The organism is Acinetobacter sp. SAAs474 (assembly GCF_032823475.1).
Taxonomy (GTDB): Bacteria; Pseudomonadota; Gammaproteobacteria; order Pseudomonadales; family Moraxellaceae; genus Acinetobacter.
Window position 1 is genome coordinate 1 of sequence record NZ_CP127911.1, and the last position, 11,846, is coordinate 11,846.

An 11,846-nucleotide genomic window follows, 5' to 3' on the forward strand; every position below is an offset into this window, starting at 1 on the left:
ATGAAAACAGAACTAATAGTTAAAGATAATGCCTTAATTAATGCCAGTTATAACCTTGATCTAGTGGAGCAACGGTTAATTCTTCTAGCGATCCTTGAAGCAAGGGAGTCGGGTAAAGGAATAAATGCTAATGATCCTCTAACAGTTCATGCTGAAAGCTATATCAATCAATTTGGTGTTCATCGAAATACAGCTTATCAAGCATTAAAAGATGCTTGTGATGATCTATTCGCAAGACAATTTAGTTATCAAAGCCTTAGTGAAAAAGGAAATGTTATTAATCACAAATCAAGATGGGTGAGTGAGGTTGCTTATATTGATAATGAGGCTGTTGTTAGACTTATCTTTGCTCCCGCTATTGTGCCTTTAATTACTAGACTAGAAGAACAATTTACAAAGTATGAAATACAACAAATAAGCAATTTAACAAGTGCTTATGCCGTTCGTTTATATGAAATATTAATTGCATGGCGTAGTACCGGGAAAACGCCTCTCATAACCCTGTACGACTTTAGACAAAAAATAGGGGTACTCGATACTGAATACAAACGAATGTATGATTTTAAAAAATATGTCTTAGACATTGCATTAAAACAAGTCAATGAACATACCGATATTACTGTCAAAGTTGAACAGCATAAGACGGGCAGATCAATTACAGGCTTTTCATTTAGCTTTAAACAAAAAAAGTCGGCTACTCAATCTGTCGGATCTAAAAGAGATTCAAATACATTAGACCTCTTTTCAACAATGACAGATAAACAACGTCACCTATTCGCCAATAAGCTCTCCGAACTTCCTGAGATGAGTAAATATTCACAAGGTACAGAAAGCTATCAACAATTTGCTATACGCATCGCTGAAATGCTGCAAGATTCAGAGAAATTTAAGGAGTTAATTCCTTTACTAAAAAAAGTAGGGTTTCAATGAGGTTGTTAATTGACATTGTAAAGTTAACAGTCAAGTATTAACACAAATTGAAAACTGGTTTACATGATGAAAAAACTGTCAGTTTCAGAACTAGCAAAACTATATGGATACTCTAGACAGGCTATTTATGCCCATATAAATAAAGGAAATTTATCAAAAGGATCTGATGGATTGATTGACTTTTCAGAGGCTTTGAGGGTCTTTGGAGAGCCACAAAAAAACAACTCTACTGTCAACCAAAGTCAATCAACTAACAGTCAAAACTTAACAGAAGTTGACTTATTAAAACGTCAAGTTGAAATACTAGAAAAACAATTAAATCAGGCAGTGCAGAGAGAAAATCAATCACTAGAACGTGAATCGTTTTATCAAGAACAGATTGAAGCTATGCAACGTCTATTAGAAGCCCCAAAAGCCAATATGACTACGTTTACCGATCAGAAATCTAATCAGGATATAGCAACAGATCCTCGGTTAGAGCCAGAGCCGAACTATGACGGATTGACTACTCTTGAAAACAAGCGCATTCCTGTGCCTGAACAGATAGAACAGGAACCACAAAAAAGAGGCTTTTGGAGCCGTTTTTTTAGACCCTATGATTAACCACGATTGTTTAACTGATATGAACAAAGTCGTGAAACTTTGATTAAATAATAAGCGTGGAACGTAAAAAATCATAAAAAAAGCCCATTCGAGGGGGAATGGGCTTTTTAATAGTATATAAGAAATTGATTTTTAAAGGAATAAAAATAGCATTTCGTATAAGGTGTATTATGTTAATTTTAGATAAACTTAACTTATTCATACTAGAAATTGATTTCTTTAAATCTGATCCTAGTATGAATAAGTTTTAATATTATTCTGAATCATCTTTTTTTGGGTTCTTCTTTTCTTGATTTCGCTTATACCGTTTATCTGCAACAAACTTTCTATATTCTTTAAGCGACTTGGGGTTATCCGAGATAAAACCATCCATTCTTTTTTTACCACCTTTATATGTATCTTCCTTACGCATCTCCCTTTTATTGACTCTTTTACTCCCATCTTTCAGTGAGTAAATGAAAGATGATCCAGCCCGAAGAACTTGGTCAACATAAATAGGAGTTGCAATATTTGTGTAAAAATAATTACACCCATAAGCCATATTTTTTTCGAGAATTTCATTTGGGATAAAAATTAAGTAACTCGAAGTTTTATTTAACCCCACATCTAAGTGTGGTAACTCGAATGTATCGCTTTTCCATTTTCTATCTACGCTACAGAAATATCTGATTTTTTCCTTCGTTACAATCATTGGAATATTCAATTTTTGACACTTTTCTTGTGTATATTCAATAAAATGTTTTTTGGCGATATTTATTGTAATGTCTGATATGGTATCTGAACCAATTCCTTCAATAACCAACAGTAACTCTTCTAAATCTTCTAAATCACCTGTTTCTACAGCTTTTGAATGCCTCAATGCGGTAATAATTTGCTGACATTTAACATCATGGCTTCCTCGACCTTTATGCCCATTCTTAGCCAGTCCAATACCAGTACCTTTTGGTTCAGCGAAGCACTTTGGTTGCCACAAACTATTAATACCTGTTTGATCTTGAATATAATTCTTTAATCCTAATAGCGTTTCAGACATAAATATTCGTAAAGCTTTATGCCCTGACTGCATATACTGATTTGATGACCTAGACATCGCATAGGCATCAACAAATAAACAAGTGTCTTCATCAAGGTTTATGTTTAAAAAATTACACTCTGGATTTTTATAATCTAACTTGTACGAAGAATATAAAAAATTCATTACCCCTTCCTCCACATAAATTTAAATTAACCATAATTAAATAGCTTTTACACCAGTGCTTTTCTGAAAGTAGATTAGAGTTTGGTGTAAAAGCTCTTAACACTCACTTTCGGCGATGATCTTTTTCATGAGCAACGCCCTTGAAATCACCCTCCTTGACGTTCATGAATCGCCCAGTACCTGTATCTCTCTTAATCGAATAATCTGGATTTTGAGGATGTTTAAGTTGAGTCCTGTCTTTGATAGAACCAATGCGGTAATCATTACCAGTGTTTTTAGCCATGTCTTGCTCCTTTACTATGCAGACTGAGATATCCAAAAAATAAATTAAATTTCGCCCTTAAAAAAAGTAATAAAAATACCTCTATTACGAACTTAGGATAAAAATTAACCTTATTTAACATTATTGTCAATCAATAAATACCTCTATTACGAACTTTTATATGCTAAAATTTTTTATCATGAAAAATATGCTTTAAGGAGTACTCAACATGTCAACCATACTTGGAGATAAAATTAAAAAACTCAGAAAAGGTAAAAATTTGACTTTAGAAGGTCTTGCAAAAAAAGCGAACATTAGCAAAAGTTATTTGTGGGAACTTGAAAACAATGATGCAAAGAAACCATCCGCTGAGATATTGGCTCAAATTGCAGAACATCTTGACGTTACAACAGATTTTCTTTTAGAAAAAGATGATCGTGAACCCACAGAAATTGATAGCGATAATTCTTTTTTTAGAAACTATAAAAATTTAGAGTCGAGTCAAAAAGCACAGCTTAGGGATATTATGAATGTTTTGAAGCAAGCGGGGAATAAAAATGACTGAAACAGTCTGGACTCCCTATAAAGCATCAACGAAAATAAATAAAATGCTTGATACGATTTATCCTCATTCAATTGAGCGATTTCCAGTTGACCTAGAGTTTTTGGCAAAAAATATACATACGCTTTTTAACTGGAATGATCCTATATCTCAAGTTGAATCTGCGAATGTTGATCGATTTGAAGGGGTTCTTTTTAAAAATAACAATAACAGTTGGACGCTACTTTACAATAATACGATCCCTTCCAAAGAAAGGATTCGTTTCACGCAAGCTCATGAAATTGGACATTATGTTCTTCATAGAACTCAACAAGAAGAGTTCATGTGTTCAGAACAAATTATTCGAGAATTTGATGATGATCAAATCAACATAGAAGATCAAGCAAACCTATTTGCGTCTAATCTACTTGTACCTATTCGAGATTTTAGAAAAATTACAGAACAGCAAGTTTTTTCCTTCGATTTTCTCAGTTTTTGCACCAATCGCTATGGTGTTTCATTGGAAGCCATTTTGATTAAATGGCTGGAATTAACTGATGAAAATATGGTGGCAATTATTTCTATTGATGGTTTTATGAAATGGTCTTATTCAAGTAAAAGAGCATATCGGGCAAAAGCTGTATTTCCCACGCGGAAGAAAATTATTCAAATTCCTGAAAAATCTCTTTGTGCCAATCATTTAACCCCAAATTGTTTAGAAGGTTCTCTTGTTCAAACAAATATTTGGTTTGAGGGTGCAGCACCTCATGGTTATTTGACAGAATATAAACTTTTAACTGAAAGCCTTGATCGTATTATTACTATTTTAAAACTTCCTCGTGATGAGGAACTTTGGTATTGTTCAAACCAAAATTAGTTATAACAATATAAAGTATTTCGTATTTTTAATATTTTTATCAGTAGGCTTTAAATAAATAAGAGCGTAAGTAAATCTTGGATCTTCTGTATCCATATAAGAAATATCTTCAACCTGATAGGCATGACGATAATTTTTAAGGGGTATCAGTTTGAAGTTTGGTGCTGACATGATGGTTCCTAGAAGTCCCCCAGAATTTTATTGATCTATTATTTCTCAATACTTAATTTAAAAAAATTTAGTAGCTATCCAAAGCTAATTGAATGGCTACTTTAAAAATTTATTGTAAATCAATTAGGTATTTAACTACTAAACCTAAAGCAAACCCTAATAGTGGGGGAACTGCATTACCAACCTGAGTATATTGGGGAACTTCAAATTTCCTCATTTGACCACCAGTCGTTACCTTAGATAAAAACTTAAAGTTGTCTGGAAAAGATTGTACTCGAGCCATTTCTCGAACAGTGAGTGTTCTTAAATCACAGTAATGACAAGCATCATCAGGAATAGACAAAGCCGCAGGTGCAGGTTGATGCGCGACTAAAGCCTTCTGTGTTTGTTTCTTTGTCTGATGTGCCTGTAAATACTGTACAAACTCAGGTTTATTCGAAAAATTAATCGATTGGCCTTCTTCATTTAAAAAGGTTAAATTTTTTAATTCATCAAATGCGTTATCAGAAAGTAAAAGGGTTAAGCCTTTTAAGATCTGCTGTACTTCTTTTTTCGTACTAGAAGAAACCAAGTTTAAATTTTGGTATAACTTAAAACGCTTTTTGACATGAGCACCATTCGTTCTAAGATCATAATTATTTAAGCTCTTATGTTTATTCAACAAAGGATTGAACAGCGTATCTAGTTTCTTTACATATTTAGATCTTGGCTGGTGATTTTCTATAGATAAATCTTGTATCGCATCAGCTACGGAGAATTCTTGGCCCTTATAGGCAATTAATGGTTCAAGAAAGGTGCCATGAAAAAACGTTGTATCTTTATCGACATCAAAATACTTTAAGTGCCCATATTCTAAATCAGTATTTAACTGAACTTTTTCAAAAAACTGATAGCTGTGCTTTAGGATGTCTTGCTCTTTTTTATTTAATTTTTGAATGATGTTAGCGTAAATATCAGCACGAACACCTAGAAGAATAAATCGTGGGCGGTTCTGTGCAACCCCTGTATATTTTGCATTTACATGTAAGCATAATGGGACATAATTAATTTTTGAAAAAGCCTTGGCAACCTCATACCAGGCATAGAATTGCCCAGCCTCTGTATTAAAAGCTCTTAAAATCCCAGAAACATTTTCTAGCAATACAAATTTAGGATTTGTTAGCTCCACAAACTTGGCAAATTCCCAAGGTAAGGTGTTTCTTTCATTTCCTAATTGTCTTAATCCAGCCATGCTAAAGCTTTGACATGGAGGCCCACCAGAAACTAAATCTAAACCACCTTCTAGATGCTGATCCTGTATTTGTCTTAATAATTCAGGTTGTTGTTGTAATAATTTATTAAGTTCTACAATGCTACCAACCAGTAGTTTTTTATTAAGCTGGGTATTTTGATCTAAGTCACTAAAGCCGCCATCCACTATAGATGGATAGGTTCTAGGATTTTCTCTTAGTCTTTTTGACATTTCATGTTTAGGAAAATTGGAATTAATCCAAAGCGTATGCTTTGTTGCTTTTTCATCTAAACTTTCATTAAAGAAGTTATACGCAAAGGTTTCGGCTGCCATTGGTGATAACTCATTAGCAATAACTAAGTTATGCCCTGAAGCTTCTAAGCCAAGAGATAGACCACCACAACCCGCAAATAACTCGATATAGTTCAACTACAGTGCCTTAATTTTAAAATATCATGGCATTTTAAAGTACACTCATCCTAAAGTCCAGGCATTTATACGATTTAATATGAATCAGCGAACACCTATTAAACTCAACACTGAACAAACAGAACTTTCATTAAAAAATAGAAAATATCTTGCTCAAAATGGTATTGATTACGGTTTGTTATCCATTACACAAACTGGCCTTAATAAATCGATTATGGATGCCATAGGTTCTTTGCGAACATACCTGAAAGAGAACCAGTACCACAATTATTCTGAACAAAAACAAGGAACAAATTATAAAATATTAAAACCATGCCAATTGGTAATATCTGATACCAACACCCAAGATCAAAAAGTTAGCCTATATCGTCCTGAAACAAAATCAGGAGATCCAAGAATTTGGATTTATGGATTAAAAAATGTAGCTGGACCAGGTGACGAACTGGCACTAATTATTGATAAGGGTGACTTGTACGCTTTTAATATCTCAAAATTAGATCTGACCCATAATCAAATCTTAAATAAGATCATTCATGACTATGAAGAAACAGCGATGGAGCTACTTAGTCTATTAGAAAACTTAAGTAAAAAAGGAAGATTACAATCAGTTATGTCTGGTCGGCATGATACAGCGATAGGCAGAACAATTGAGCATGTTTTAGGTATTCCAATTAATTCTTCACCTTTTCCAGATTATAAAGGGATTGAACTAAAATCTGGTCGTCTAAATAAAGTTTCAAACCGTACAAATTTATTCGCTCAAGTCCCAGACTGGTCAATAAGCACATTAAAAAGTAGTAAAGAAATCGTTGATAAATATGGTTATGAGCGTGGTGATGATTTAAAACTATATTGTACGATTAAGACACATGCATATAATCCTCAAGGTCTTGGCTTTGAAGTGGATTTTGAACAAGATCGACTTAATGAGCTACACATAACAGATGGGCCGGTGGTTAGTTGGCTAGGTGATACCCTTAGAAATAAGTTATTGGAAAAGCATAGAGAAACTTTTTGGATCAAGGCCAATTCAGATATAGAAAATGGTAATGAATTTTTTACATTGAGTTCTATTACACATACTAAAAATCCTGTTTCGAGCCAGTTTCTTGTACTTATGGAACAAGGAATAATTACCATGGATCATTTAATCAAACGTAAAGATAAAACTGGAAAAACAAGCGAAAAAGGGCCTTTATTTAAAATAAAACCTGAACACTTAAGTTTAATTTTTCCTGAGCCAAAGCATTACAGTCTATAGCCGTTCTTGGGTTGAGATTTAACATAAAATCTCTTATGCGAGATTAAAAAAAAACCCCAAGCTATGACTTGGGGTTTTTAATTAATAAGGTAAAACTTCCGATACTGGAACACCGATCTCTATAAGTTTTTGTGCGGTATCGTATGAAATCGTGCATTTCAAGCCATAGTACTGCATCCAGTATTTTCCCTCTTTCGCGTACTTAATAGGTACTAGAATGAGTTCTTTATATTCTTCAGGTGAAAGACTTAGAAGGAAATTACCTTCTAAGTTTAAAAGGGAACCTATTTCAGTTTCATCAATCTCTATTTCAACCATTACATTCTCCAAAATTACCCTTTCTTCGCTCGTTGTGAGTAAGATTTTTACCTAATAAAAAAAATTAAAATTCATTGGCTTTAATATCCCATTCCTCATATGGAATGAAATAAAAACGCTCTAATAAACCTGTAGGTGTTGGGATGACCTTTCCCTTAAAAATAATTTTTTCAATTCGGTAAAAAAGTCTTCCTAATCGGGGGGCTAACTTCTCAGGACAAACATAAATCACCTCATCAATGACCCCTTTCGAGATCATTTCGGCATAGTTCGCCAAAATTTCAACATAACGTTTTGGCGTTTTGACAGTCCGTTCTAACTCAATAGCGATTTTTCGACTTTTGGGAGAGCATGCAACTGCATCTGGAACTTGCACCCATGTAGAACGGCTCTCATTTGCTTTCTTAAGCAGCCTAGAGCTACTTTCCCATCTAAGCCAGCCTGACCTAAGTGCTATTGCCTTAACACGCTGTAGAGCCAAACTATGCTCCATCGTGACGGGTTTCACACGACCTACCTCAAAAAACCGTAACAGCTCATTTTTTGGTATGACCAAAAATGCACCCGTTGGTGTTAAGCCCCAAACTGATAGCTTCCTTTCGCTTAATGGCACTGCCACTTGATGAGATTTAATTAACTGTTTAACCTCCATAGCACGAAGTATTCTTTGCATGCCGTTCGGTGTCATATTCAGAACTAAAGCCAGTATCTTAGAGGTGCTGTACCCCTCATCTAATAAAAATGAAAGAATCGTATGTTCTTTAGCTGCCCTTATTTCTCTTTGTTCAACTCTTGATGCAATTAAATTAGACATGAATCAACTCAACTCAGGAAAAATAAGCGTTGAACCAGAATCTAATTTTTTAGGAGTATCATCCTCTTCAAAACGCATCATCTTCTTAGTATCCGCATGTTTTTCAACCATAACAGGATAAACAGACGCAACCTTTGCAAGCCCATTCCCAAAAAGCACACCAGTATTTCTAGGCAGAGATAACATCATATTGAAATCAATAAAGTTTCGTTCTGCCTGACGAATCTGCTTTTCACCCACCACGCGATTACTCAGACTGATTGTTGTTTCAATATTTCGAGCCTCATCATCAATTAAAATTTTCCCAGACAAATCTGAAAAATATTGAGCTGTTTCCGTATCTACAGCACGATATGTAAACTTAAGAGGACAATTCGTTAAAACAGCACCTTCAAAGGCTTTTGCATCCATGTTTTGCGGTACATCCCTTAAATCTGAAAGACTTTGATGAGCCAAAATAAAATGCAGACCTTTATCTCGAATAATCTTAATAGCATCCCCGAATATTTTTGAGTTTTGGAAAGAAAGCTCATCTAAAGAAATACAAACTTGTGTAGGCGTTTCAGTATTGTCTCGCTCACTCACGATTTGAATAAATCGAGCCAATATCATTCTTTGTGCCATCACGTTTTTGGGATCTTCCCAATCTCCCGCGATATAAACCACATGACCTTTTTCAATGACCTCTTTTAAAGACAGACCTTGCTTTGCGTTAATCGCATCAACTTCGGCAAGTTCTTCTAAATCATCAGCAAAACCATCAGCCTCTTGATCTTGAATGTACTGACCATATAAGGAACTCAGCTCTCTTAAGGTCATATTTTCTTCATAATTCTTTGCAATAAATCTTGCCATTTTCCGACTCTTCGTTCGGAAATAGTCGGCATTACTATCATTCTTTTCCAAGTTCAAAAGCCTAACCAAAAGATTGACCTTTTGAGCAATCGTCGCGTCTTGAAGAATATTAATTTGAGGCACAGGTGAACAAAGATTTATGAAGTAAAAAGGTACTCCCATATTTTGAGCCGCTTGCCTCAGTACATGCGCAGTCCACTCATCACCACCTTGTTTAGGATCAAAATGAATCAACGTTTCTCCTTTTAAAATGGCCTGATATCCTAACGATGCCAACTCCACACTTTTGCCAAAACCAGATGCGCCCGTAATTTGTAGATGTGGAAGATTTTTACTCTCATACATAATGGGTAAACCATCAGCCCCTATACCAAAAAACCACCCATCTTTTTTAAAATACGGTACAGGATCATATTCCAATATCTCTGTAAAGCTCTCATCAATCGTTCTGATATCTGATCTCGCATCTCGCTGAGTTCCAGATTTTTGTGTGACCGTTGCTTTTACTTTCTCAAGTGAAGGAGTAAAAATACGATCCATTAAAATACAAATAAAAAAACCTAAGGTACTGAATCCTAAGAAAATAATAAGCTCTGCACCAGTAACTTTTTTCCAATAATAAGCATTTACCCACAATACAAAAAAAGTGATTAAGAACAATATTGTTAAGTAAGAAACCAACCTTTCTAAGAGTTTAGAAATTGAGCTTACTGATTGACCAAAATTAAATGAAATAAATATCAATATTCCAGTGATTAAAGAAATTACGTGTGCATACCTATATTCAAAAAATTTACTTAATCCTCTAGAAATATCTGGAATGAAAAAGTAAGAAAAAACCAAAATCAAAAAAACTATAAATGCTTTCATGACACTTCAATAAAAAAAATAAAAATATAGTAATTAAAATCAATTAAAATAAAGGCAAAATATTACTTAATTAAAAAGGATTTTCATTTATTTAAAATATTATTAAAAATCATATGCTTAGTATAAATTATTAATTTTATTTATTATCACTAATAATAAATATATATAAACTAAATAAAACAATTATTATTAAATATTAATATTATTAATTAATAATATTAATAATAAAACAAATATAATAATAATTAAAAATATATAATAATTATGAAAATTTCATTTATTTTTCAAAGACATACTTCTATCTAGTTTTTTTATATGATTATTTTAAATAATCCAATGATAATTTTTTAGCAAAATATCTATTCAATCAGCAGCAATGACAGATCTGCTGCTTTTCAAGAAAAAATATAAAGACTGACAATTTCTACCAAATGCATAATGCATATTGATACGCGGTTGCCCCGAAGGGGGGCTGAACGACAGTGAAGCATCCTCGAAGCCCCAGCGGAGAGGACAAGGGGGGAGCCACGAAAGGGAAAAAATGGAAGCGAAGCGTACCCATTTTTTAAGGCGTCCCAACGCCTGACCTTGAAGTGGGGGGCTAGCCCATCCCCGTCGTAACGAAGTGCACGACAACCCTCTTACGGTTAAAAAAGTTCGTTGAGTTCATTGCGTAGCAAATGAAGCTCAATACTTTTCAGTAAGGGGGTTGTCGTGCGCGGCAGCGCAACGACGGGGACCTTGGAAGAAGGTAAAAACGCCCTAGCGTTTTAGCAAACCCATCCCGAACCCTTTCGGGCTGAAACCTAGCGATAGCAAAGGTTTCAGAGGGTAGCGTAGCGGTTGCGTTACCGTGAATTATCATAGGTATTCTTAATTTACCGGCACTGCTTACTGGCACCATTCACCGGCACATGAGTTATGCCGGTGAAAAGCTTTATTATTTTTATATATTTGAATGAAAAATAACGTTTTTAAGCGAGTGTCTACGAGCTGTCACAATGAAAAGTCGCGCCTCGCCCCTCTGAAAAACATGTTTTTAAGTATTAAAACTCTCAAAAATAGTGTGATGAGTTAAATCTATTTGTATCTAGATCGAGCGAAGCGAGTATAAAAAACTGATGAGCGAAGCGAATTCCGAGTTTCTTTTTTTCTTGATGACTTATACCAGGTATTAACTTAAAAATTGCCCCACGAACTGAGCGAAAGCGAAGTTCAATAGAGTTTGAGCGTAGCGAAAACCAAGGGCAATTTTTCACTCCCTAGGCTTTTAATTATTTTAAAACTTTTAAATGCTTTTAGGTGGTCTAAAAACCTTTATTTATAACTTTCTTAGAGATTATAAAACGAGGTTTACCTTGCATTAAAACGAGGTTTACCTTGCATTAAAACGAGGTTTACCTTGCATTAAAACGAGGTTTACCTTGCATTAAGCGAGTTGATGATATAGCCTCGTCTTATGAAATTAAAAACATAATCTTTTTAT

Annotated in this window: 12 protein-coding genes; 5 read left to right on the forward strand and 7 right to left on the reverse strand. The window is 34.3% G+C overall.

Annotated elements, in window-relative coordinates:
- Together repM and QSG86_RS00225 are read left to right on the forward strand one after the other, a co-directional pair.
- Window positions 1-930, forward strand: a complete 930-nt coding sequence (repM, locus tag QSG86_RS00220) for a replication initiation protein RepM (protein WP_057061315.1) — start codon at window positions 1-3, stop codon at window positions 928-930.
- A gap of 66 nt (window positions 931-996) precedes the next feature.
- On the forward strand, window positions 997-1,533 hold the full coding sequence (locus QSG86_RS00225; RefSeq protein ID WP_317032863.1) for a plasmid replication DNA-binding protein: 537 nt from the start codon (window positions 997-999) through the stop codon (window positions 1,531-1,533).
- A 253-nt stretch (window positions 1,534-1,786) separates the two neighbouring features.
- On the opposite strand, the gene QSG86_RS00230 is transcribed toward QSG86_RS00225, so the two are convergent.
- Both QSG86_RS00230 and QSG86_RS00235 read right to left on the reverse strand, forming a co-directional pair.
- Entirely contained in the window at window positions 1,787-2,731 is a 945-nt protein-coding gene (locus QSG86_RS00230; protein WP_317032858.1) for a hypothetical protein, read from the reverse strand.
- Between the two features lie 103 nt (window positions 2,732-2,834).
- Window positions 2,835-3,014, reverse strand: a complete 180-nt coding sequence (locus QSG86_RS00235; RefSeq protein ID WP_317032859.1) for a hypothetical protein — start codon at window positions 3,012-3,014, stop codon at window positions 2,835-2,837.
- A 208-nt stretch (window positions 3,015-3,222) separates the two neighbouring features.
- On the opposite strand from QSG86_RS00235, the gene QSG86_RS00240 reads away from it, so the two are divergent.
- Together QSG86_RS00240 and QSG86_RS00245 are read left to right on the forward strand one after the other, a co-directional pair.
- Window positions 3,223-3,558 carry a helix-turn-helix transcriptional regulator gene (locus QSG86_RS00240; RefSeq protein WP_317032860.1) on the forward strand — a complete coding sequence of 112 codons (336 nt, stop codon included), beginning with the start codon at window positions 3,223-3,225 and terminating at the stop codon, window positions 3,556-3,558.
- A complete protein-coding gene (locus tag QSG86_RS00245; protein ID WP_317032861.1) occupies window positions 3,551-4,411 on the forward strand; it encodes an ImmA/IrrE family metallo-endopeptidase in 861 nt (286 codons plus the stop codon). The genes QSG86_RS00240 and QSG86_RS00245 overlap by 8 nt, the downstream gene beginning before the upstream one ends.
- Here the strand turns inward: QSG86_RS00245 and QSG86_RS00250 are convergent, their stop codons facing one another.
- Both QSG86_RS00250 and QSG86_RS00255 read right to left on the reverse strand, forming a co-directional pair.
- Window positions 4,412-4,582 carry a hypothetical protein gene (locus QSG86_RS00250; RefSeq protein WP_317032864.1) on the reverse strand — a complete coding sequence of 57 codons (171 nt, stop codon included), beginning with the start codon at window positions 4,580-4,582 and terminating at the stop codon, window positions 4,412-4,414.
- 109 nt (window positions 4,583-4,691) lie between these two features.
- Window positions 4,692-6,242: a DNA cytosine methyltransferase gene (locus QSG86_RS00255; RefSeq protein ID WP_317032862.1), complete on the reverse strand. Its 1,551-nt coding sequence runs from the start codon at window positions 6,240-6,242 to the stop codon at window positions 4,692-4,694.
- A gap of 79 nt (window positions 6,243-6,321) precedes the next feature.
- On the opposite strand from QSG86_RS00255, the gene QSG86_RS00260 reads away from it, so the two are divergent.
- Window positions 6,322-7,503 (forward strand): MvaI/BcnI family restriction endonuclease, encoded by a 1,182-nt coding sequence (locus QSG86_RS00260; protein WP_317032854.1) that lies wholly within the window; start codon window positions 6,322-6,324, stop codon window positions 7,501-7,503.
- A gap of 81 nt (window positions 7,504-7,584) precedes the next feature.
- On the opposite strand, the gene QSG86_RS00265 is transcribed toward QSG86_RS00260, so the two are convergent.
- The 3 genes from QSG86_RS00265 to QSG86_RS00275 all read right to left on the reverse strand — a co-directional run bounded on the left by QSG86_RS00265 (window position 7,585) and on the right by QSG86_RS00275 (window position 10,360).
- The gene (locus QSG86_RS00265) at window positions 7,585-7,821 is read right to left on the reverse strand and encodes a hypothetical protein (RefSeq protein ID WP_317032855.1); all 237 of its coding nucleotides are present in this window, start codon (window positions 7,819-7,821) and stop codon (window positions 7,585-7,587) included.
- Window positions 7,822-7,885: 64 nt separating this feature from the next.
- Window positions 7,886-8,635, reverse strand: a complete 750-nt coding sequence (gene mobC, locus QSG86_RS00270; RefSeq protein ID WP_317032856.1) for a MobC family replication-relaxation protein — start codon at window positions 8,633-8,635, stop codon at window positions 7,886-7,888.
- A gap of 3 nt (window positions 8,636-8,638) precedes the next feature.
- The gene (locus tag QSG86_RS00275) at window positions 8,639-10,360 is read right to left on the reverse strand and encodes a type IV secretory system conjugative DNA transfer family protein (RefSeq protein WP_317032857.1); all 1,722 of its coding nucleotides are present in this window, start codon (window positions 10,358-10,360) and stop codon (window positions 8,639-8,641) included.
- Window positions 10,361-11,846: the final 1,486 nt, after the last annotated feature.